This is a genomic window from Thalassotalea euphylliae (genome assembly GCF_003390375.1).
In the GTDB taxonomy this organism is placed as follows: Bacteria; Pseudomonadota; Gammaproteobacteria; order Enterobacterales; family Alteromonadaceae; genus Thalassotalea_F; species Thalassotalea_F euphylliae_A.
Window position 1 is genome coordinate 4,004,889 of sequence record NZ_QUOT01000001.1, and the last position, 22,773, is coordinate 4,027,661.

The 22,773-nt window shown below is 42.3% G+C and carries 22 protein-coding genes; 10 read left to right on the forward strand and 12 right to left on the reverse strand.

Annotation, left to right across the window (positions count from 1 at the left end; genetic code table 11):
- Positions 1–247: 247 nt before the first annotated feature.
- Complete coding sequence (locus DXX94_RS17545) at positions 248–1,186, reverse strand: tRNA-dihydrouridine synthase (protein WP_116017887.1); 939 nt, start codon at positions 1,184–1,186, stop codon at positions 248–250.
- A gap of 196 nt (positions 1,187–1,382) precedes the next feature.
- Between DXX94_RS17545 and DXX94_RS17550 the strand changes: the two genes are divergently transcribed.
- Both DXX94_RS17550 and DXX94_RS17555 read left to right on the forward strand, forming a co-directional pair.
- Positions 1,383–1,775 carry an HvfA family oxazolone/thioamide-modified RiPP metallophore gene (locus DXX94_RS17550; RefSeq protein WP_220347657.1) on the forward strand — a complete coding sequence of 131 codons (393 nt, stop codon included), beginning with the start codon at positions 1,383–1,385 and terminating at the stop codon, positions 1,773–1,775.
- Positions 1,776–2,690: 915 nt separating this feature from the next.
- The gene (locus DXX94_RS17555; protein ID WP_116013192.1) at positions 2,691–3,731 is read left to right on the forward strand and encodes an IS481 family transposase; all 1,041 of its coding nucleotides are present in this window, start codon (positions 2,691–2,693) and stop codon (positions 3,729–3,731) included.
- Between the two features lie 140 nt (positions 3,732–3,871).
- Here DXX94_RS17555 and DXX94_RS17560 read toward each other — a convergent pair whose 3' ends face one another.
- Complete coding sequence (locus DXX94_RS17560; RefSeq protein ID WP_116018627.1) at positions 3,872–4,408, reverse strand: hypothetical protein; 537 nt, start codon at positions 4,406–4,408, stop codon at positions 3,872–3,874.
- Between the two features lie 379 nt (positions 4,409–4,787).
- Here DXX94_RS17560 and DXX94_RS17565 point away from each other — a divergent pair.
- Both DXX94_RS17565 and DXX94_RS17570 read left to right on the forward strand, forming a co-directional pair.
- A protein-coding gene (locus DXX94_RS17565) for an IS3 family transposase (RefSeq protein ID WP_116013626.1) occupies positions 4,788–5,938 on the forward strand; the annotation gives its coding sequence in 2 pieces (ribosomal slippage) (positions 4,788–5,034 and positions 5,034–5,938; 1,152 coding nt in all).
- An 18-nt stretch (positions 5,939–5,956) separates the two neighbouring features.
- Positions 5,957–7,312 (forward strand): MATE family efflux transporter, encoded by a 1,356-nt coding sequence (locus DXX94_RS17570; RefSeq protein ID WP_116017889.1) that lies wholly within the window; start codon positions 5,957–5,959, stop codon positions 7,310–7,312.
- A 108-nt stretch (positions 7,313–7,420) separates the two neighbouring features.
- On the opposite strand, the gene DXX94_RS17575 is transcribed toward DXX94_RS17570, so the two are convergent.
- Positions 7,421–7,825: a diacylglycerol kinase gene (locus DXX94_RS17575; protein ID WP_258872202.1), complete on the reverse strand. Its 405-nt coding sequence runs from the start codon at positions 7,823–7,825 to the stop codon at positions 7,421–7,423.
- Between the two features lie 346 nt (positions 7,826–8,171).
- On the opposite strand from DXX94_RS17575, the gene DXX94_RS17580 reads away from it, so the two are divergent.
- Positions 8,172–8,996, forward strand: a complete 825-nt coding sequence (locus DXX94_RS17580) for a DUF2884 family protein (RefSeq protein WP_116017893.1) — start codon at positions 8,172–8,174, stop codon at positions 8,994–8,996.
- A 107-nt stretch (positions 8,997–9,103) separates the two neighbouring features.
- On the opposite strand, the gene DXX94_RS17585 is transcribed toward DXX94_RS17580, so the two are convergent.
- Positions 9,104–9,391: a DUF1883 domain-containing protein gene (locus tag DXX94_RS17585; RefSeq protein WP_116017895.1), complete on the reverse strand. Its 288-nt coding sequence runs from the start codon at positions 9,389–9,391 to the stop codon at positions 9,104–9,106.
- Between the two features lie 152 nt (positions 9,392–9,543).
- Here DXX94_RS17585 and DXX94_RS17590 point away from each other — a divergent pair, with 152 nt between their 5' ends.
- On the forward strand, positions 9,544–10,332 hold the full coding sequence (locus DXX94_RS17590) for a tRNA-uridine aminocarboxypropyltransferase (protein WP_258872203.1): 789 nt from the start codon (positions 9,544–9,546) through the stop codon (positions 10,330–10,332).
- 54 nt (positions 10,333–10,386) lie between these two features.
- Positions 10,387–10,911, forward strand: a complete 525-nt coding sequence (locus tag DXX94_RS17595; protein ID WP_116017899.1) for a GNAT family N-acetyltransferase — start codon at positions 10,387–10,389, stop codon at positions 10,909–10,911.
- 38 nt (positions 10,912–10,949) lie between these two features.
- Here the strand turns inward: DXX94_RS17595 and DXX94_RS17600 are convergent, their stop codons facing one another.
- Complete coding sequence (locus tag DXX94_RS17600) at positions 10,950–11,855, reverse strand: LysR family transcriptional regulator (RefSeq protein WP_181901581.1); 906 nt, start codon at positions 11,853–11,855, stop codon at positions 10,950–10,952.
- Positions 11,856–12,015: 160 nt separating this feature from the next.
- On the opposite strand from DXX94_RS17600, the gene DXX94_RS17605 reads away from it, so the two are divergent.
- Entirely contained in the window at positions 12,016–13,518 is a 1,503-nt protein-coding gene (locus DXX94_RS17605; protein WP_116017903.1) for a CoA-acylating methylmalonate-semialdehyde dehydrogenase, read from the forward strand.
- 118 nt (positions 13,519–13,636) lie between these two features.
- On the opposite strand, the gene DXX94_RS17610 is transcribed toward DXX94_RS17605, so the two are convergent.
- The gene (locus DXX94_RS17610; protein ID WP_258872204.1) at positions 13,637–13,978 is read right to left on the reverse strand and encodes a DUF3301 domain-containing protein; all 342 of its coding nucleotides are present in this window, start codon (positions 13,976–13,978) and stop codon (positions 13,637–13,639) included.
- Positions 13,971–15,017 carry a DUF3549 family protein gene (locus tag DXX94_RS17615; protein WP_116017905.1) on the reverse strand — a complete coding sequence of 349 codons (1,047 nt, stop codon included), beginning with the start codon at positions 15,015–15,017 and terminating at the stop codon, positions 13,971–13,973. The genes DXX94_RS17610 and DXX94_RS17615 overlap by 8 nt, the downstream gene beginning before the upstream one ends.
- Positions 15,018–15,322: 305 nt before the next feature.
- Here DXX94_RS17615 and DXX94_RS17620 point away from each other — a divergent pair, with 305 nt between their 5' ends.
- Positions 15,323–15,679 carry a YqcC family protein gene (locus DXX94_RS17620; RefSeq protein WP_116017907.1) on the forward strand — a complete coding sequence of 119 codons (357 nt, stop codon included), beginning with the start codon at positions 15,323–15,325 and terminating at the stop codon, positions 15,677–15,679.
- Positions 15,672–16,472: a tRNA pseudouridine(65) synthase TruC gene (gene truC, locus DXX94_RS17625; RefSeq protein WP_116017909.1), complete on the forward strand. Its 801-nt coding sequence runs from the start codon at positions 15,672–15,674 to the stop codon at positions 16,470–16,472. The genes DXX94_RS17620 and truC overlap by 8 nt, the downstream gene beginning before the upstream one ends.
- 59 nt (positions 16,473–16,531) lie before the next feature.
- On the opposite strand, the gene DXX94_RS17630 is transcribed toward truC, so the two are convergent.
- From DXX94_RS17630 to DXX94_RS17650, 5 genes are all read right to left on the reverse strand, one after another.
- The gene (locus DXX94_RS17630; RefSeq protein ID WP_116017911.1) at positions 16,532–16,909 is read right to left on the reverse strand and encodes a hypothetical protein; all 378 of its coding nucleotides are present in this window, start codon (positions 16,907–16,909) and stop codon (positions 16,532–16,534) included.
- 263 nt (positions 16,910–17,172) lie between these two features.
- Positions 17,173–18,018, reverse strand: a complete 846-nt coding sequence (gene dapD / locus DXX94_RS17635) for a 2,3,4,5-tetrahydropyridine-2,6-dicarboxylate N-succinyltransferase (protein WP_116017913.1) — start codon at positions 18,016–18,018, stop codon at positions 17,173–17,175.
- 17 nt (positions 18,019–18,035) lie between these two features.
- Complete coding sequence (gene glnD / locus DXX94_RS17640) at positions 18,036–20,660, reverse strand: [protein-PII] uridylyltransferase (protein WP_258872205.1); 2,625 nt, start codon at positions 20,658–20,660, stop codon at positions 18,036–18,038.
- Positions 20,661–20,712: 52 nt separating this feature from the next.
- Entirely contained in the window at positions 20,713–21,501 is a 789-nt protein-coding gene (gene map / locus DXX94_RS17645; RefSeq protein ID WP_116017917.1) for a type I methionyl aminopeptidase, read from the reverse strand.
- Between the two features lie 329 nt (positions 21,502–21,830).
- Positions 21,831–22,433 carry a DsbA family protein gene (locus DXX94_RS17650; RefSeq protein WP_116017919.1) on the reverse strand — a complete coding sequence of 201 codons (603 nt, stop codon included), beginning with the start codon at positions 22,431–22,433 and terminating at the stop codon, positions 21,831–21,833.
- Positions 22,434–22,773 lie beyond the last annotated feature (340 nt).

Consider the following 22,773-nt stretch of genomic DNA (forward strand, 5'->3'; position numbering starts at 1 on the left):
TCACTCAGCGAGAATTTAAAGGCTTATAGACAAGGCTTGGCGTGCAGAGAATGGTTACTCCCTTGTTAAATGGCATAACGCAGTATATGAGCCTTTAAAACTCGCCTATGGGAATACATAAGCAGCATGATAACTACACAAAATTCACTCGATGTAGAGCAACTATATCGTCATAAATTTCGTTTGTTCTAATACTGCTTATGTCATTCTGAGAGGCTAAATAATTAATCAAATTGGTATAGGCTAGCTACAATACTTCAGTACTTTCTATTTTTATGATTCGCTCGATTTCACTGACGATCTCAGCTTTGTGCTGCAGGGTCTTAATGGCCTCAAAAAGCGCTGCTGCTTGCGGGTAGAAATATTTCAAATATCGATACCACTGCTTTAAGCGACTTGAAAAGTAGAAAGGCTTAAATTCACCGTCATCCAGCTTAGTCCAATCTAGAATCAATTGACATGTCTCTTGCCATGTCATGGGGGTTTCGTTGTATTTCAGCACGTTTGCAAGGTTAGGTGTTGCAAGTGCTCCACGACCAATCATTAAATCACTACAGTGAGATTTTTCAATACATCGCTGAGCATCTGAACGTTGCCATATTTCGCCATTAGCAATAACTGGTATGGTTAGCTTTCTTTTAATATCGGCAATATACTCCCAATAAGCAGGAGGTTTATAACCTTGTCTTTTAGTTCGGGCATGAACCGTTAGCATGTCTGGCTGAGCCTGGGCGATAGCATCAACAATTTCATCAAGCAAGCTGGTATCATCGAATCCTAATCGTATTTTTGCAGACAGTGGCTGCTCAGTACCAGATAGAGCAGACTTTACACTTGAAATGACTTGGTACATCAACTCAGGATCTTTAAGTAAGCTAGCGCCGCCTTGGCTTTTATTTACGGTTTTTGCAGGACAGCCAAAGTTAATATCAACACCACTTGTCCCTAATTCGTGGGCTATTAGGGCATTTTCTGCCATCCAGTTTGGATCTTGGCCCAGCAGCTGAATTCTTACAGGGGTTCCCGATGTTGTTTTACCGCCTAGTTTAAGCTCTGGACAAAGCTTGTAGAAAGTGTGTTTAGGGACTTTGCGATTAACTACCCGAACAAATTCCGTTATGCATAAATCATAGTCATTAATCTGTGTGAGTAGATCGCGCATCAAGTGGTCAACGACCCCTTCCATTGGTGCTAAAAAAATTTGCTTTACGTTCAAAATTATTCTTTCATAGAAGTGTAGGCTTGTATTTTAGCCTATTGATAAGGTCAAACAAATTCTCACGCGAGAGAATAAATTTGAAATAAATATGCTATCTTAGAGGTCTAGATAAAAACACTTATAACAGTATAAGTTAGCTATATTTTTTATAACAAAGGAAAACATGATGAATTTAATCAAGAAATCAACTCTAGCTGCTGTAATGGGCTTATTTTCTTTAGGCCTTTTAGTTTCTGCGCCTGCGAAGGCTGATGTTAACCCGTTTGCTGTTGAAGACGTAGTTTCTGTGTCTGTTGCTGCTGGTGGCGACAAGTGTGGTGAAGGCAAGTGTGGTGAAGGTAAAGCCAAAGGTAAGTGCGGCGAAGGCAAATGTGGCGAAGGTAAAGCCAAAGGTAAATGCGGCGAAGGCAAGTGTGGTGAAGGTAAAGCCAAAGGCAAATGCGGCGAAGGCAAGTGTGGCGAAGGTAAAGCCAAAGGCAAATGCGGCGAAGGTAAATGCGGCGAAGGCAAGAAAAAAGCAAAAGGTAAGTGTGGCGAAGGTAAATGTGGTGGCTAATTAACAGCCATACTCGTCAGATGAAATAACAGCTCGCTTATTTTATTTGCTAACTTAAGCCTTATTAGCTTAAGCACATTGATTGAACGGCTACCAATAGGTGGCCGTTTTTTATTGCGATATAAAAATACATAAGACATTTTTGTTCTTCTCATTTGAGTTTAAGCATAGGTGTAATGCATTTGTACAAAAGTAAACCAAGTTATGTGAATGTGTTAACAAGGTGTAATGTCATTTATGGAAATGTAAATGTAAGACATGTCGTACATGGATGTAGGATATTGAGTAAGTTGTTCGCGAAAAAAGGAAAGTGCATGAATAAAAAACCTTTAAATACAGTTTGTTACAGTTTTTGTGTAAAAATTGCACTTCAGCCCATGAAAAATTTTTATCACACTTGCTAGTTTATAATCGCGGATAACGTAATATTACAACTGTCAGGACGACACAGGAAATGAATTCCTGTCAAGGGAGGCCTTAGGATTAGGTCATGCAATAGGATATTGCATAGGATGATAGAACAAGGATGTGAATTAGCAAAGGAAAGCTAAGTTAAGGAAGATAAGCAGGTAAGCTTTAAACACAAGGTGTGTGTTACATTAGGAAATGTAGTCGCTTTAGGATTAGGCGGTAGGACAGCGAAGGGATCGTTAGGATATACTAAGGACAGTTTCTTTAAGGATGAAGCGGGAAACACTAATTGTGCGCAGGATGCGCAACAAAGCTAGATAAAGAAATGCGACTCTATGAGTCGCATTTTTTTATGTCAAAAATTTAGTGACAGCGAACACCATGTAGCCAAATTAAGTGAATTAGTTCAGACAAGATCTGACACATCTTCTTGAAAAGTAGAGAGTTACCCGTTTTGATAAAGGTGCTGAATCTTTAATCAAAACAAACAAAGAGGTAACTCTCATGCTTCATACTAACAATCCAATCATTAAACACAAAGCAGGTTTGCTCAACCTAGCTGAAGAACTTGGTAATGTATCCAGAGCTTGCAAAGTGATGGGCGTATCACGAGATACATTTTATCGTTATCAAGAGCTGGCTGAAGATGGCGGCATTGATGCGCTTATTGATAAGTCCCGCCGAAAACCAAATATAAAAAATCGTGTTGATGAAAAAACCGAAAAAGCAGTAATGGATTATGCCATTGAATACCCCGCGCACGGCCAAGTCAGAACCAGCAATGAACTTCGTAAGCAAGGCGTATTTGTATCTGCCAGTGGCGTGCGTTCAATCTGGTTGCGCCATGACTTAGAAAACTTCAAAAAACGGCTGAAAGCGCTTGAAGAGAAAGTCGCTAACGACGGCATCATTCTCACCGATGCTCAAGTTGCTGCACTTGAGAAGAAAAAGAACGATGATGAAGCTTGTGGCGAGATAGAAACGGCTCATCCGGGCTACCTAGGCTCACAGGACACGTTTTATGTGGGTAATCTAAAAGGTGTTGGCCGTATCTACCAGCAGACGTTCGTTGATACTTACAGCAAGGTTGCATTTGCCAAGCTCTACACAACGAAAACGCCAATCACTGCTGCTGACATACTCAACGACAAGGTTTTGCCTTACTTCGAGCAGCACGAGCTACCAATGTTACGCATTCTCACAGACCGAGGCACTGAGTATTGTGGCAAGGTTGAACATCATGATTACCAGCTTTATCTAGCAATAAATGATATCGATCATACAAAAACGAAAGCGATGTCACCGCAGACAAATGGTATCTGTGAACGTTTCCACAAAACAATATTGCAGGAGTTTTATCAGGTTACGTTCCGTAAGAGGCTCTATGGCTCGTTAGAGGAATTACAAAAGGATCTGGACGAATGGATGGTTTATTACAATAATGATCGAACTCATCAGGGCAAAATGTGCTGTGGCAGAACGCCACTTGAAACATTACTTGATGGAAAATCGATTTGGGCTGAGAAGAATTTAGCTCAAATCTAAACTGACAGTCACCGATTGAAAAACGGGTAACTGTCAGATCAAGTCTGAACTAGTACAAATTAAGCATAAAAATAAATCAGGCGCTCGGGTATCTGAATTTTATTTGCTCGCTTAGCGGCTAGGCCCAGATTAGCTTAGTGCTAATCTTGATATCCCCATGGGGCTTTAGGTGGGGTGATTGGCTTCGTTAAGTCGAAATCAACGCGAAACTCTCTACCCTGTCTAACCATCCTATAGCTAAAACGATTTGGGTAAATAAACATTTGCCACGTATTATCAGCTGATTGTGGTATGCCTTGCTTTACAAAAAGCTCTTTTGAGTATTGATCTGCTGGAAATGACTGCACTTCTGGCCACCCAGCGTCAAGCGTGTGACCGCCATACATGGTTTGTACATCATGGCTGCCATCGCGATGACGATGATCGTGTTTAAGTGACAATCCAGAGCCTGTTTTGGTGATAATCCAAGTACGTGATGCATTTTTGCCAATGTGAAAAGGGATCTGTAGCTCTCGCTCATCGCATTTTCTAACATGCATTATCAGCTGCTTATCGTTGAAGCTATCGTTACCACCCGTATCAAGCGACACCTCGCCTGTAAATGCTTGGCCACAAAACGCTTTTATTCGATCAAAAAAAGCATCGTGTGAAGCAATAGATACTATCGGTGCAGGCATCACAACTGGAGGGTGTGCTTGCGCTAGTTTGCCATCTTTCGGATTGCCAGCTGAAGCCGCTAGACTACTAAACGCCGATGCTATTAGCGCAGAGTATGCGATGTTTCGTGCTGATTTTTTAGTATTTAATAGAGTAGGAAATAACTTTCCAGTGATCGGCATGTGTTGTCCTTGTTGAAGTTAATAGTGTTTAACTGTTTTTAGCTGAGTTTTGCAAATAATAAAGTGAATATTAATACGTATTCAACGAGCAATATACGTTAAATATCACTAGAATATCAGCCTGTTGCTTACTATATATTTTCCTTTCTATAAATGTGAATCGACCAGATTTTCCTAGACACAAATAAGTTGTAAACTTTGTGTCCTAGGAGGATGAATGAGCGCTAAAAGATTTCCCGAAGAATTTAAGGTTCAGGCCGTTAAGCAAGTGACTGAAAAAGGTCACTCCGTTGCAAGCGTTGCAGAACGGTTAGATATCTCGACAAATAGTCTTTATATCTGGTTAAAACGCTATGGCAGTAACAGCGAACACTACCAAGAATTATCCGAGCAAGAAAAGCGTATTAAAGCGCTTGAGAAAGAACTAAAGCGTACTCAACAAGAACGTGATCTATTAAAGGAAGCCGCCGTGTACTTTGCGGGCGAGTCAAAGAAAAGTACACGTTCATAAAGTCTCGGCTCAACCAATACCCCATAAAGCTGATGTGCCAAGCGTTGCAAGTTCACCGCAGTGGCTTTCATGCTTGGTTGCAAAAGCCAGAATCCAAGCGAGCTAAGGATGACAAGCGCTTAACGGGTTTAATCAAACAGTCTTGGCTTGAAAGCGGCTGCGTTTACGGTTATCGCAAAATTCAAAGTGATATGTTGGATTTAGGTGAAGTTTGCTCAAAGAATAGAGTTCATCGATTAATGCAGTTATCAGGCATTCAAGCTCAAGTCGGCTATAAGAAGCGCAAAGGCAACTATGGCACTAAGCCTTCTGTGGTCGCAGATAACCAGTTAAAACGACAGTTTGATGTAGTACAGCCAAATCAAGCTTGGGTAACTGATATCACTTATATTGATACGCACGAAGGCTTTCTCTATTTAGCCGTAGTTATCGACTTGTTTTCTCGGCAAGTCGTTGGCTGGTCGATGCAATCGATGATGCATACTGATTTAGTCTTAAGTGCATTACTCGCTGCTGTATGGCGAAGAAAACCTAAGCAAACGGTTATTATACATTCCGATCAAGGCAGCCAATTTACAGGTTATGACTGGCAACGATTTGCTGCTGAGCATAATTTATCACTCAGTATGAGTCGTAGAGGTAACTGCCATGATAATGCTGTTGCTGAGAGCTTCTTTCAGTTGCTAAAACGTGAACGGATCAAGCGAAGAAAATACAAAAATAGAGAAAAAGCTAAGGAAGATATTTTCGATTACATCGAAATGTTTTATAACAGCAAACGTAAACATGGTTATCTAAATAATCAGTCTCCAACTGACTATGATAAAACCTATTTTATGAATCAAGAAAACGTCTAGGGTAGTCTGGTCGATTCAATGACCTCTTCTTCGCAACTACGGCAAACGATCAAACTTGCTTGGCCGATTTCTCTGCAAAACATGTTAGTCACGCTACTCGGTATGATTGATGTTGTGATGGTTGGCCACCTTGGCAATGCTGCAGTGGCTTCTGTCGGTTTAGGTAATCGTATTCAGTTTGTAGTTTTAGTTATTGCGACAGGCCTTTCATGGGGTGTGGGTGTTTTAGCTGCGCAATATTTCGGGGCAGGTAAAAGCGACAGAATTCGCCGTAGCATTCAGATAGCGTCTGTTTTTGCACTGTTGGCATTTACCCCGATAGCCATTATTAACTTTTATACTGCTGATGTCGTCATCGGCTGGGCTTCATCTGACTCTCAGGTTATTGCGCTTGGTGAGGTTTATCTTTGGATTACCATGCCGAGTTTGATCTTTGTTGGCTTAATATTGATCGTAGAAAACGCACTGCGCAGCATTGGCCAAGTCAAATTGCCTTTAGCATTTAGCTGTGTCGCTATAGTGATCAATATCGTTCTTAATTATTGGCTGATCAATGGCGGCTTGGGAGTACCTGCACTTGGGGTTGAAGGCGCTGCCTGGGCAACGTTAATATCGCGAGCCTTGCACTTAGCGATTATTTGGCATTTTTTAATTAAAAATCGCCATTTATTAGCGCCTAAAAGTGGTGACCTTAGTTTATTGGCGAATCGTCGTGCTTGGTGGCATCTATTTCAGTTAGTTTGGCCAATGATGATGAGTTTTGGCATTTGGTCTATCGGTACATTCATGTATCAACTTATCTACGGGCAATTAGGTACAGAAGCCCTTGCGGTGATGAGTTTGCTTTCACCAATTGAAGGAATATTTTTATCTGTATTTTTTGGTTTAGCTTCTGCTTGCTCGATTATGGTGGGTCAAAAGCTTGGGGCTGATGCTTTTGAGCAAGCCTGGCAGGTCGCTAAATCCTTCTTTGTACTTTGTCCAATTGTCGCAATTGGTTTAGGTGGCTTGGCGTTATTGCTTGAAGGAATTATCTTCAGTCCATATGAAAATATGTCATCACAAACACTTGCCACAGCTCACCAAGTATTTACGCTAATTGCACTGGGTGCATGGCTAAAAGTATGTAACATGACGTTGGCACTCGGCGTTATTCGTGCAGGCGGAGATAATAAGTTTTGCATGATAACTGATATATTTGGCATGTGGGCGGTAAGTATTCCACTGACCTATATTGCGGCGACGGTTTGGAACCTACCGCTTATTTGGGTTGCCTTGGTCGCCTATAGCGAAGAAGTGGCAAAGCTTATTTTGTTTGGCTGGCGCACATGGTCAAAGAAGTGGATGCGCAACCTTTCTGTAGACGCTCATTAACTTATAAGAGTGGCTTCACCTTCACAGCTCCCAATTCTCAAGTCTTATATCAGCATCGTGATGTTAATGGTTAGCTTGAAGAGTGCAGGTCACTTAATTTGTATTCTCTTATGCGAAAAATCTTTCATAAGCAATATAACCCCAGCATAAAATCAACATACCAAAAGCAACCGTGACGCCAGCAGATCCTAAGTCTTTTGCTCTACCAATAAGCTCGTCATGATCTGTGGTGATTTTATCGGCTAAAGCTTCTATTGCCGAGTTAATAAGTTCAGCAAACAGCACAAATGCTAAAGTTATCAATAGTATTAATAATTGTGAGCTCGAAGCCGCTAAGAAAAATGCGATTGGGCTGAGGATCAGACATATTGCTAACTCTTGGCGAAAAGCCGCTTCATGCAATAGTGCTGCTTTAAAACCTTTGTAAGAGCAGTAAGTTGCTTTGACAATACGTGTTATACCTGTGCCATTGGGCTTTTTTGAATAATCTATTGGTTGCGTCATTTTCTTCATTTAGTCGCTAAAACTTTCTTTAACCTTTCAGTAAGCCAAGTGCATAGCATATATCTACTGCTATAAATCAAAGGATTACGTTATCACATACGTACGTGCTTGCTAATGACTATTATTGATCCTCTTTCTAATTTTACTTTTTAAAATAACTAAAACTTAGGAAATATAGCCAATATATTGGAAATATAAGTTTTTGACTCTGATAGGCTTAAGTTAAGGTTTTGTTTTAAAAGGTAAAAATATATGGCATTGGAATTGAAACGAAAGTTGCTGATAACGACTTATTGAACAGCATTTGCTTATAGGTCAATAGCAATGCAACGAACTTAAGGTTAAGGATAGAATAATGAAAAAATTAACGGCGGCCAGTGTTACCCTAATTTCAGCAACCCTGATTTCAGCAACCCTAATTTCAGCACCAGTATCGGCTCACGACATTAATAGCGATGCATGTGATGTCAACCTAGAAACCGGCATGTATATCAACCATGAGGTCATAGGGTTCACAAAAAATGACAAAGTGTTATATAAAATTGTTGGAGAAAATACCCTTGTAGTGAACGGTGAAGAAGTTTCTTTAGCAGCTCATCAAGAAGCTTTGGTCGCAGATTACGCTGACAGTATTCGCGCAGTGGTACCGGAAGTTAAAGGTATCGCAATTGAGGGAATTGCATTGGCTACAGAAGGCGTTAATTTAGCGTTTAATGAATTGCTAGGTGAGGGCAATAACCTCGCCAATAACCTTACACAAGAATTAAACAAGCTGGGCAGTGAATTGGATACTCGCCTTTCGTTGGAGTCTGGCATTCGTTTTGATGAAAATGGTGCTATTGGCGAAGATTTCTTAGGAGAAGATTTTGAAGAGCGTGTTGAAGACACGATTGAAAGTGCCATTCAAGATTCGATTGGTTCTTTACTTATCGCCGTAGGGCAGGAAATGTTGTTTGCTGGCGGTGATATGGAAGCTTTAGAAACCCGAATGGAAAATTTTGGCGCCGATATCGAACAACAAATGGAAGCGCGTGCTGAGTTACTGGAAGCTAAAGCAGATGCTTTGTGTCAATCAATTGTTGTTATTGATGAGTTAGAAGCGCAGATGCGTGATGAGATTAGTGAGCTTGCTGATTTTGATTTGTTAGAAGTATCGGCTCATCATAACAACAAAATTTAGTTGCATGCTTAGCCTGTCTTCTCGAACTTTTGTCTATCTTGTCCTTTGCCAACGAATTTAAGCCCAGCTGTTGTGTAAGGGCAGGTTAGATAGAAAGCCAATTAAAATTAAGGTTCAATACTGGTATTGGCGGGGTAAACTTTAACGTTACTGTCTACCTTGCCAATAAAACCACCGAAATCCAATGTCACTAGCCAATGACCTGAGTGTGGCACAATAAGTCGAACGGGTGTGTGCATCATCAGACCGCCAATCCCAAAGCGTTTACGCGCTCTTTTATATTCTTGGAAGTGCTTTGACTCCATCAAGTAAACGTTGGCGGCGTTGCCTGACAATGAAACTTCAACAACCTGATTTTTTATTAGAATTCCTAAGTCGTAGTGCGTAAACTTCACGTTTTACCTTGTTCACAGTAGAATAGCGCTGAATTACTTAGCTTGGCGGTAACATTTGGCAATTTTAATGCGCTTTATCACTAATGCAAAGTAAGACTCAATTCAACACATGTTCGCAAGCCAAATAGTAATCATCAACTATGAATCACTCAGTGCAAAAATTATATTGCTACCGCAAAGGTATTAGCACTAAACCATTTAATGCGCGTGGCAAAAAAGTGGTGCGCTGCGAGTATTGTCAGTTAGCTAGCGACAATTGTATTTGCCATTTGCGCCAGCCCTCTCTCGCTAGTGCGCATTTCGCAATTATCATGCATGATGCAGAAGTGCTTAAACCGAGTAATACTGCGCGTTTAATTGCTGATGTGGTGCCTAATACTTCGGCGTTTATTTGGTCTCGCACTGAGCCTAATACCCAGTTGCTAGCTTTACTGGCAAACCCTTGCTATCAACCTTATGTTATTTTTCCTGAGCAATATGCGGTTGCGTCTAGGCAGGTTTATCTTAATCAAGTTCCCAAAGTCGCTGGCGAAGGCGTTAACGAACAAAAAGTAGGAAAGCAGAAAATACCACTATTTGTGTTATTGGATGGTAGCTGGCGTGAAGCGAAAAAAATGTTTCGTAAAAGCCCCTATTTAGATAACTTCCCCGTTGTCAGTGTATGTGCGGGCGCTGACTTGCTGAAAAATGAAAGCAAACAAGCAGAAAATCTAGCGGCTAACTATATTCGCGAAGCCGAAGTAGACAATCAGTTTGCTACCGCGCAAGTGGCCGCTCAGCTACTGGCGTTAAATGGTGACCATAGGGCAAGTCAGCACTTGTCACTGTGGTTTGATTTGTTTAACTTTCAATACCAAAAAAGTGTTTGCCAGCCAAACCAAGGGCGCCGAGATGCGCTAGAACGCTATCAAGCGTTTATCAATAAGACAGCACAGAAGTAACTGAGACATAATCGGCTAAGACAAAGCAATTAAGGTATAAGGAATTATCTAGATATGATCACAACCCAAAGATTAACACTCAGGCCACTAACGTTAGATGACTGGCAGTTTGTGATTGATATTTTTAGCCAGCCTGACTTTATCCGCAATGTCGCCGATAAAGGTATTCGCACTCAAGCAGATGCCATTGCCTATCTAGAACAGGGGCCTATGCTTTGCCAACAAACTCATGGCTTTAGTATGTTGGCAATGGAGTTGACATTAGACCTTAGCTCTTCATCACAAACTGACGTGCAACCAAAGGTTATTGGCCTTTGTGGCTTGTTGCAACGAGATAATATGCCGTACCCAGATATAGGCTATGCCTTGTTGCCGCAGTATTACCGAAAAGGTTACACGTTTGAAGCGGCCGAAGGAGTGCTTGGGCACTTTTCTGATATTCGCCCTGTACTGGCTGTAACTAGTGTCGATAATGACGCTTCGCAGCAACTGTTGCGAAAATTGGGTTTTAATAAAGCAGATGCCGATTTGGTTGCTAATGCTTTTGACGAGTCGGTAAGCGTCTTTCAGTTAGTTTGATGTACATTCTTTGATGCCTTAATAAAGCTCTGAAAGGTTTATTTAGTCTGAGGAAGTAATAAATGCTGTTTTTCTTTCGCAAGCATTTTTAAGAACTCCCAAACAATGGCAACGCGTTCTAGGCGTTTAAGCTCAGGATGAGTAACTAACCACAGGCTGCGCGTAATATTAACCTTATTGGCAACCAGCTTGATCAGCTCAGCATCTTGCTCAGCTAAAAAGCATGGCAAAATACCAATCCCTAAGCCTGACTTTATTGCGCTGTATTGGCTGATAATACTGGTGCTGCGAAATACTGGCTTTATATTTTCAGCGACTTCATCTAAGTAGCTAAGCTGCTCGGTAAATAATAAGTTATCAACATAACTCACCCATGGCTGGCTAGGTAATTGTGATAAGGCTAAGTGTTGGTAATGATGTTGATGTTTACGACTACCATAAATTTGTAGCTGATAATCGGTAAGTTTAGTGACAATCATCGATGTACTTTTGGGGCGCTCAACCATAATAGCGATATCTGCTTCATTGCGACTGATTTTGACATCGCGGGTGAACTGCAACAGCTCTACTTCTATTTTCGGGTGAGTGTTTTGTAAGCCAGTTAAATTTGGGGCGATAAAGTGGTTGCCAAATGCTTCGGTTGCGCCGATGCGCACAGTGCCTTGTTCACTGGTATTTTGCAGGGCAATTTGTTCAAAGGCTAATGTTGCATCTTGCTCCATTTTGCTCGCTCTAGCCACTAATAGCCTACCGTCTGGCGTTAATATATGACCATTGCTTGTTCGCTCAAATAGCTGTGCTGATAAGCAGGTTTCTAGCTGGTGTAAACGCCGAGAAACGGTCGATGCGTCGATACTTAACCGGCGCGCCGCGACAGATAGCTTTTCAGCGCGTGAAACTTCTAAAAATATCCGTAAATCTTCCCAGTTCATCTGCTCTGCCATTGATAGCGCTCTTAGGCATAATAATTGAGGCATTATAAAAGCTAAATTAGCTTGCTTGCAATTATGCAAGATAGCTTGCGTTTATGCTTATTGTTGGCGGCAACACTAAACGCTACGGTAGCGCTATGACCTCATATTAAGTTAAGCCTAGAGAAATGTTATGACGATCCGAAAAATTCCGCTGATTATTGGCGGCGAAAAAGTGCAATCTGCAACGGATACTTGGTTAGATGTACTAAATCCGGCCACTCAAGAGGTGGTAGCACAAGTGCCAATGGCGACACCACAAGAGGTTGCCGCAGCGGTTGCTAGTGCTAAACAAGCATTTAAGACATGGTCGCAAGTGTCATTAACTAATCGCATGCGCATTATGGTGCGCTTTCAAGAATTAGTGCGCGAGCACACCAGCGAAATTGCCGAGCTGATCACCTTAGAGCATGGTAAAACCTTACCAGATGCCGAAGGTGAAGTCGGCAGGGCGTTGGAAGCAGTTGAAAATGCTTGTGCTATCACCCGATTACAGCTTGGTGAAATGGCCAATAACTCAGCCAATGGTGTAGATACGTACACACTGAATAAACCACTAGGTGTTGGTGTTGGTATTACTGCGTTTAACTTCCCAGTGATGCTACCTGCGTTTATGTTTCCGCCAGCGATTGCATGTGGCAATACCTTTGTGCTTAAACCATCTGAGCAAGACCCTTCATCAACGATTCGCTTCGTTGAATTGGCATTGGAAGCGGGTATTCCTGCTGGCGTGATTAATGTTGTCCATGGCGGCCCTGAAGTGGTGGATGCATTGTGTGAACATCAAGACGTTAAAGCGGTATCTTTTATCGGTTCAACCCATGTTGGTACTCATGTTTATAACCATGCAAGCGCGCATGGCAAACGTGCTCAGGCGATGATGGGCGCCAAAAATCATATGGTGATTATGCCTGATGCCAACAAAGACCGAGCGATTAACGATTTGTTAGGCTCAGCTTTTGGCGCTGCAGGGCAGCGCTGTATGGCCAATCCGGTAACTATTTTAGTGGGAGAAGCTAGAAATTGGCTACCCGAAATAGCGGAGCGTGCCAAAGCCTTAAAAGTAGGGCCAGGCTCACAGCGCGACGCGGATTTAGGCCCAGTGGTATCGCCACAAGCGAAAGCACGTATTTTACGGTTGCTCGACTCAGGTGTTGAACAAGGGGCTGAATTATTGGTTGATGGCCGTAACTGTGTGGTTGAAGGGTATGAACAAGGCAACTTTGTTGGCCCGACTATGTTTTCGAAAGTGACCACAGATATGGACATTTACACACAGGAAATTTTCGGCCCAGCACTTTGTGTGTTGGAAGCGGAAACCCTTGATGATGCCATCGATATTATCAATACTAACCCGAACGGCAATGGCACCTCTATTTTTACCTCAAGCGGTTGGTATGCTCACAAGTTTGAAAATGAGATAGATGTCGGCCAAGTGGGTATTAATGTGCCCATTCCAGTGCCAGTTGCTTATTTTAGCTTTACCGGCTCACGTGGTTCAAAGTTGGGTGATTTAGGTCCGAACGGCAAGCAAGTGATCAGTTTCTGGACGCAAACCAAATCAGTCACTGCACGTTGGTTTGAACCAGACCACCAAGATGGCTCTGAGGTACATACCACCATCAGCTTAAAATAGGGTTTATTGTCTAAAGCAAAATACAAAGGGCAAAAAGCAAAAAGCGAAAGTTGGCCTGTGCTGACTTTCGCTTTTTTAGTGCTGTTAAAGAAAGGAATTCTGAGAGCGAATTAGAAAGTTATATCCGATAAGCTGGCATATCAACGGCATTCAGTTTTAAGCCGTATAGCTCCATCGTACCAGTGGCACTGGATTCACCATCATCACTAAATTCAAAATCAAATAAGCTACGAATATAAAAGCCTTGGCGTTTATTAAAGCGAGGCAGTGCGCTTTTACGGAACACAGAAATTAGCTGTAATCCCTGTTGTTCGCAGTGGCGCTTAGCGTGAAGTTTGGCGATTTCGGCGACTTTTCGTAAGTACCAAAAATACCAGCCGATTAAGAAAATCCCCAACAGTAAATAAATATCGCCCATATGTTTCTCAGTTCTTTCTTGGTATTGTTGCTCGCTAGCCAAACAGCTGGCCAATGGCTTTTGCCAGTGCGTCACTGCGAGTTTCGCTGCGCATTACAGCAAAGACATGAGGCCGCAAGGCAGGAATTGCAACTAGGTCTTTAAAAATCGCGGTAAATAACGCGAGATCTGACTTGTCTGCTAATTGTGATAACAGCTGCTCAAGCGTTGTTGCGTTTAAGCCTAACCAGCAACGACCAGCAATCGTGATATAAATATCATCCGCTTGCGGCTTAGCCAATAACTCACCAATTAAAGCGATAGCATGTGGATGCTCAGCACTGCTGGCTAGCGCTCTAATCATTTGCGCCGTTACTTCACTTTCTGTACTAGCGCTTTCTGTGCTTGCGAGAGTTTTTGCATTAATTTGCTTGATTAATGCTACCAAGGCTTCAAGCACATTTAGTGGCAACTGCTGATTTTCCAGTGCATGACAAAATGGAATTAATACATTAGCGTCAAAGTTGTGGAGATTTTTTGCCACCGCCTCGCTAATACTTGCTTGATTAATTTCCGCTGCTAAATCACTGATCCCTTGGATACCAATCGTTTGCCATTCATCCCAAGCAAGCTGACCACTAACGTATTCTTGAAAGTGCTCAAAGTGAATACTCGCCGGCTGTTTAAGCTCTTTTCTAACTAACGTATTTATTGTCGCCAATTTATATTCAGCTGGGGTGATATGGTATGGGTTGCTGTTAAGCAACTCTTCTTGTTTTTCGGTGGGGTCAACCGTTAAGTCTTGACCTAATGCTTCGATTATTATCGCAATAAAGTGATTGCGCGCGCCTTGGTTTAATAAGCCTCGCTCATCTAAAGGTAACTTGATAAACCACAGGTAGGGTGTTTTCGACTTTGCTTGCCAAAACGCAATCGCAATATGGGCATGCCCTTGGCTTGGATAAGGGTAGGGCATCATATTTTGTTCGACGCGGTTAAAATCATCTTTACTGATTTTAGTAATTTTACGGCCAATATCGTAAATGCGGAATTGCGAGCCAGAAAATTGCAATAGCTCTGAAATAGTATCGATGCGATCCATAAGTGAAAAAGTAGTCGAATTTGAAGCGAATTATACCCAAGCCGCTTTAATATGCGAGTTTCAGTTGGAATTAAAAGCGATTTAGGCAAGGCGTTGGTTTTTAATAATGGCTATCCCTTATCAAAATCAACAACGTAGCATAAATTGTTTTTAAACCAACATTAATCACTATTTGTTAGAGTGCAGCTAAATCTTAACTTTACTGAGTACTGCCACTAACGCACTGATACTTGCAGCTTGAAGTGGTTTGGGTATGCGGCGATAATGCCGCGCTAACACCATGACCAATGTTTGCAAATCATTAAATGACTTCTCAACAACACAGTATCGACGAGTTACTTTATCAATTAGAGCAAGAAATGCGTCACTTAAAGCTTTGGAGCATAGTCAAACCTAGAGTTGAAAAGTTAATGAGCGCAGCACCGTTTTGTGTCGACACCTTGCGTTTTGAACAGTGGTTGCAATATATCTTCTTACCGCAAATGTACCAGTTAATTAAAAATAAGCAGCCTTTGCCAACTCAGATAGCGTTATGTCCGATGGCTGAAGTGGCGTTTGTCGGGTTATCAGACAAAGCGGCGGATTTAATTAATATCATTGGCGATATTGATGAATTGCTAAGTGGTCAGCGTCAACAACAGAAGTTTTTACGCAATGAGTAAGTCAGTAATCGATAGTGTAAATCAGTCGGAAGTTGCAGAGGCAGAAGCGTGTGAAGAGCAAAAGCCAGTATTAACTATTCTTTATCAAGATGAATACTTGGTTGCGATAGATAAACCGGCAGGTTTATTCGTCCATCGCAGCTTTTTAGACAGGCATGAGCGCTACTTTGCTTTGCAGTTACTGCGTGACCAAATAGGCCAATATGTTTACCCCATTCATCGACTAGACAAGCCAACCAGCGGCGTGCTTTTGTTTGCACTTGATCAAGAAGTGGCAAGGGCATTAAACGATAAATTTATTACGCGTGATATTGAGAAGACCTATTATGCCTTAGTGCGCGGTTTTCTGGCGGATGAGATACGTGTTGATTATCCTCTGAAAGAAAAACTGGATAAAATTGGCGATAAATACGCGAGTGAAGATAAGCCAGCGCAAGCTGCCATTACGCAATTTACGACCATAGCCCAAGGTGTTATCAATAAGCCATTAGGGCGCTATGATACCGTGCGTTATTCTTTGGTGAAAGCCAGCCCTGAAACGGGCCGTCGTCACCAAATTCGCCGGCATTTAGCGCATCTACGTTTCCCTATCATTGGTGATGTTAACTATGGTGATAACAAACAAAACCCGTTTTTCGCTGAGGAATTTGGTTATCGCCGTTTGATGTTGTTTGCTAAAAAGCTAGCGTTTGAACACCCAGTGACAAAAAAGCCGCTGGTGATAGAAGCGGCGTTTGATCAGCAGTGGTTATCAGTATTTGAAAGGCTAGGCTGGCAAGATATCAAAGTGTAGGCTTTGGGTGCCTGACGTTGGTATGTGCACAGTCATGTTAGCTATACGTATCAAGCGCGCTATAGTTTAGTGCTTTTGGCAGTATTAGCGTCACCGGTTAAGCTCACAAACTGAGTGTTGTTTTGGCGACTATAGTGGTCGTATAACCAATCAAGGCGGTGTTTAGCGCGGCTAGTTGCTGGCGCTTTGTTATCACGATCACCCGTAATCATCACATAACCGACATTTTGTAGGCCAAGCGCCTCGTTTCGCGTTTGCTCAAACTGTGCCATCATAATTTGATCCGCCGTGGTAGGACGCTTTAATAAACTAATGAGCAGTTCAGTATCATTAGTTAATGGCTTTTTGTAATCTTGGTATGCAACATTCTCGGTACTTGAGCAGGCGCTCAATACTAAAACAAAGGCTAAGGTAACTAACTGGCTAATAACTTTCATGGCAACTACTGATAATGACTGTTGTGTTTCTAATATCAGTCTCAGCAAGCGCTATACCAATGCATTTTTGACACTTAGTTAATCAGGCTAAGCGATTGAAATTAATGCAGTTTAAATTTATTTGTTAGTACGAAATTTCCTTAAAACGAGCGTTTTTAGTGATAAAAAAAGCGCTAGATTTTTACTGTCAAAAATCTAGCGCTTGGTATTTTAGTCAGGTTAAGCTCATGTTTTTAGCTTAACCTACTCGACTATTAAAATTTTTATTCGTCAGAAACAGAACGAAGTAGGGCGTTAATACCTACTTTAGCACGTGTTTTAGCATCCACTTTTTTCACGATAATTGCAGCGTAAAGGCTGTAGGTACCACATTTCGATGGCAAGTTGCCTGGCACTACCACAGAGCCGGCAGGCACGCGGCCATAATGTGTTTCACCTGTTTCGCGATCATAAATGCGCGTACTTTGGCCGATGTAAACGCCCATTGAAATCACCGCACCTTCTTCAACAACAACGCCTTCAACAATTTCAGAGCGTGCGCCAATAAAGCAGTTATCTTCAATAATCGTTGGGCCTGCTTGTAGTGGCTCTAATACGCCGCCAATGCCAACACCACCAGAAAGGTGAACATTTTTACCAATTTGTGCACATGAGCCAACGGTGGCCCAAGTGTCAACCATAGTACCTTCATCAACATAGGCACCAATGTTGACGTAGCTTGGCATTACCACCACGTTTTTACCCACGTAGCTACCGGTACGCACAGTTGCTGGTGGTACAATGCGCACGCCATCAGCTTCAAACATCGCTTGTGTGTAGTCGCTGTATTTTAATGGCACTTTATCGAAGAATTTGCTCTCTGCGCCGTCAATAATTTCGTTGTCCCAAATGCGGAAGCTAAGCAGTACGGCTTTTTTTAGCCACTGATGAACAACCCATTCACCTGCTACTTTTTCAGCTACACGAGCTGAGCCATTGTTTAGCGCAGCAAGTGCTGCCAGTACCGCATCTTTAACTTCGTCGGTTACCGTCGCAGGCGTAATAGACATACGATTTTCAAACGCTTGCTCAATCGTTGCTTGCAAGTCTGTAGTCTCTTGGTTTTGCATGTTAAATCCTTCGTTAGTTAAACGATATCGTCACACAGACGTTCGTTTAATAGTTGTTGTTCTGTTGTCGTTAATGCTTGGTAGTCTGCATTTGAGATGGTAAATACGTCTTCAGCACGCTCGCCAAATGTGGTGATTTTGGCGCTGTGAATGTTTAGCTTTAAGTCGGCAAACACCTGCGCGAAGCTGGCTAGTAAGCCAGGTCGATCAGTAGTGATAATTTCCAACAAGGTGGTGCTGTCATCTTCTGTTTGGATAAAGCCCACTTGTGTTTTTAAGTTAAACGTTTGCAAACGTTTAGATACCGGCTGAACTTCGATCGTTGCTAGTGTTTCTTGGCTTAAGCGCGAGGCAAGCAAACGTGCTATTTCAAGCTGGCGAGGTTCGTCAGTAATGGCCTTTGATTGATGATCCAATACGACGAACGTATTAACCGTGTAACCTGTATTGCTGGTAATAATTTTCGCGTCATGAATCGACAGCTTTTTGCTACCGAGCAGGGCGACGGTATTGGCGAAAATATTTGAGCGCTCTTTGGTGAAGACAAAGACTTCCGTACCACCGCGATAAGGTTTTGGACTCACTATCACCAGTGGCTCACTGCGATCATGACCTAGAATATGTTGCGTGTGCCAAGCTATTTGCGTAGGTGAATAGCGCAGAAAGTAATCAGAGTTAAACTCCTGCCATAGCACGCTAATCGCACCCTCAGCGATTCCTTCTGCAAGCAGTAATTCTTGTGCTTGTTGTTCGTTTTCTCTAATTTGGTCTGCCAAATCAACAGGTTTCTCAAGGCCTCGTCTGAAAGCGCGCTTAGTGGCAAGATAAAGCTCTTCTAATAAGTTAGCTTTCCAGCTGTTCCACAAACTTTCGTTAGTGGCGCGCATATCGGCAACGGTTAAACAATACAAATAATCTAAGTGTGCTTCATCGCGAACAATTTCACCAAATTGCTTAATCACATCTGGGTCTGAAATATCACGGCGCTGGGCGGTTACTGACATTAATAAATGCTGCTGAACTAGCCACGCGATCATTCGGCCATCGTGATCGTTAAGTTTGTGCTCTTTGGCAAAGTTAAGGGCATCTACTGCGCCAAGCTCAGCATGGTCGCCACCACGGCCTTTGGCGATGTCGTGGAAAATACCGGCTAAATATAAAACTTCCGGTTTGCGAATACGTTGCACAATTTTGCTACAGCGTGGGAATTCGTGGTTATGCTCTGGTTGGCTAAAGCGATACAGGTTTTTAATCAAGCGATAGCTGTGCTCGTCTACCGAGTAAGCATGGAATAAATCAAACTGCATTTGGCCAACAATCGAGCGCCACTCTGGCAGATAAGCGCCCAAAATACTGTGTCTGTGCATTAGACTAAAGGCCAAACCCAAGCCACGAGGGTGCTTGATAATTTCAATGAAAATTCGGCGGTTTTCTTCATAATCATTTAAACGCGATACAAGGCGACGGCGCGCATTGCGCAAGGTTCGCAACGTTTCTGAATGCAAGCCTTTAATCACGGGGTTTTGCGCGATAGTTAAAAACATTTCCATAATTTTAACTGGGCGCATAAACAAGCGATTGTTGGTAACTTTAATTAGGCCACCGACAACAATAAAGTCTTTGTTGAGCTCTACAACTGCCGGCTTAGTTTTGTTCACTAAAATTTCTTCTTCAAAATGCTGCAGTAGCATTTTATTAAGTTCAGCAACGCGGCCAATAATGCGGAAAAAGCGCTTCATCATACGTTCAACCGACTTCTTGCCAGCACTACCAAAGCCCATCATTTTCGCGACATCGGCTTGGTAATCAAATAACAAGCGGTTTTCACTGCGCCCAGCAACATGATGTAGGGCGAAGCGCATACGCCACAAGTAATCTTGACACTCAATAAGCTCGGTATACTCGTTCAAGGTTAAGTACTTGTGTTCAACCAGCTCAACTAGCGAGTTCGCCATAAAATGACGTTTAGCGACCCATGCAATGGTTTGGATATCACGCAAACCGCCAGGGTTGGCCTTTAAGTTAGGCTCAAGTGTGTAGGAGGCGCCGTGGTATTGATTGTGACGTTTAAATTGCTCTTCGCGCTTGGCGATAAAGAATTTTTCTGACGTCCAGAACACATCTTCTTGTAGCAGCGGTTGCAATTGCTCAGCCAGTGCCTGATTACCACAAATCAAGCGCATTTCCATCAAGTTGGTGGCAATGGTAACGTCGTTAACCGCTTGTTTTAAACATTCTTGTACGTCACGTACACTGTGGCCAATATCAAATTTCACATCCCAGAGTTGGGTAATAAAGGCGCCAATTTTCTCTTCGAGATCCTTTTCAATGCTTTGCTGAGTGAGTAGCAAAATATCAACGTCGGAATGCGGGTGCAGCTCACCACGGCCATAACCGCCTACAGCGATAAGGCTCAGTTGATATTCGTCAAGCTGATGTTGCACCCACAATTTTGTGAGCACCAAATCAACAAACTGGGCACGAGCAAGTACCAAGTTTTCCATGTCTTCTTCGATAAAAATGGAGAGCAGCCACTGATTGAAGTCTTTGCTTAATGCGCAGACTTCGGCACTGGTCATTGTCGGTGCGGTAACACACAGCGGCTCTTGAAAATGACTGGGTATGAAGTTGTTATTTTCCACAGTAATGCTTTTTAGTTTGTCTTGTTGAACGTCTAGTTAATCGTCTGCTGAATTAGTTGTTTAACTGGCGCGGAATGGTATCGTCACTGCGCAAAGTTAAAATTTCACAACCCGTTTTGGTGACTAGGATTGTGTGTTCCCACTGCGCTGACTTTTTACCGTCAACCGTGTAAACCGTCCAATTATCTTCTTTATCTAAGATAGTGCCCGCTTTGCCCATGTTGATCATTGGCTCAACGGTAAAACACATACCTTCTTGGATTTTAGTTTTGTCGTTGTTCTTGTAGTGCACAATTTGTGGTTCTTCGTGGAACTGCGCGCCAATACCGTGACCACAATACTCTTTGACAATACCGAATCGGCCAGACTTTTTAATAAATTTCTGTATTGCTGCACCAATCTCACCAAACGCAACGCCTGGCTTCACTTTTTTCAAACCTGTATATAGCGCTTCTTGCGTGATGCGACATAAACGGCGATCTTCTGGCGAAACGTCACCAATTAAAAACATCTTACTGGTATCGCCGTGATAACCGTCTTTGATCACCGTGATATCAATATTGATAATATCACCGTCTTTTAAAGCTGTGCCGTCAGGAATACCGTGGCATACAACGTGGTTGACTGATGTACAAATTGACTTTGGAAAACCGTGGTAGTTAAGCGGTGCAGAGATAGCTTCTTGCACTTTCTCGGTGTATTCCGCGCAAATGGTATTGAGCTCGTCTGTGGTGATGCCAGCTTTGACATGCGGCTCAATCATTTCCAATACGTCTGCGGCAAGCTTGCCTGCCACGCGCATTTTTTCAATTTCTTCCTGACTTTTAATCGCAATAGTCATCTAAATCTCTATATTTTCTCAAATAAAATTGCCCACATTCTACATCTTTTTAAGGGCATTCCCAATGATTGGTTTTGCTTATCAAATCACTAAACGTATTAAGTTGCCATGGGGTTTACCATTCGTTTTTGCGACTAGACAATAATGCCAATTCAATGCGCGGATAAATTCTTTAGATTCGGTTGTTATAAAGGGGGGATAAAGGACGAAAAGTTGAGAAAGGAGCGCTGGATAGCAGCCAAATAAAAAACGCCAAGTGCGGGTTAAAACACTTGGCGCTTGATAGCTGATTGATAATCTGGCGCTAGCTCTAGCAGCCTGACTAAAAGCTAACGTATTTCTTGATTAATCGCATCAACAATGGCTGATGGCTCTAACAGATAAAGGTTGTGATTAAGCAATACTAAATCATCATTGTGCGCCAGCAAAAGTGCAGGGATTGCACGAGTGCCAATAATATCTTGAATTTCTTCGATATCAGCCAGCATAAACTCTGCGTCTTTTACAAACTTGTCTGATTGCAAGCATTTACTTGAAGGCGATAGTTTTAATCGCTCGACAATATCAGCAACATCATCAGCGTTGGTTAATGGGTTACCCTCTTGGAAATGCGCTTGTTGCATTGCTTTTAAAATCGCTAGTGACTTTTCTGGGCATTTTGCTTGCGACCAAGCCATCAGGTTAGCGCCTAAGGTGCTGTCTTTTGTTTCGCTAAGTTTAGCTAAGTATTGTTCGCCAAATTTAATGTTGCTTAGCTCTGTTACTTGATTTGTGATTTTACGAGTGATTTTATCTTCACCGTCATATAAACCACTGTGCAAGAAGTGAATTTTAATTTTGGGCAATTTCTCGGCAACAGCGCTGACTAAATTAGTGGTGGCATAGCTCCACGGGCAGTGGCTGTCGTAAATAAAAAATAGCTCAGTGGCCATTGGCGTAAATCTCTATTTCTATTGAGGTAATTAATGGCCTAATTTTAGCTGTTGTCGGTGGCGATTACTATCGTTAATCAGTTTCAAACAGGGTTTATCAAGCGCAACAGCGTTTTAGTTACTTTTATCCCTTAGTTAGTTGGTGGAAAAAGAGAGCGACGCTAACGCGCGTTGTTACCACTATTTGCAACCCGAATTGGCGCTCTATTGCTTGTGATAAACAGTTTTTTATCAAAATCGATAAGCCAATAGGGTGGCGATAAATTCTACAATTTGTTAGTGGGTTTTGCTGGTGTTTAATCAAGTGTTGTGGAATAATACGCGCCGCTAAATTTATCGT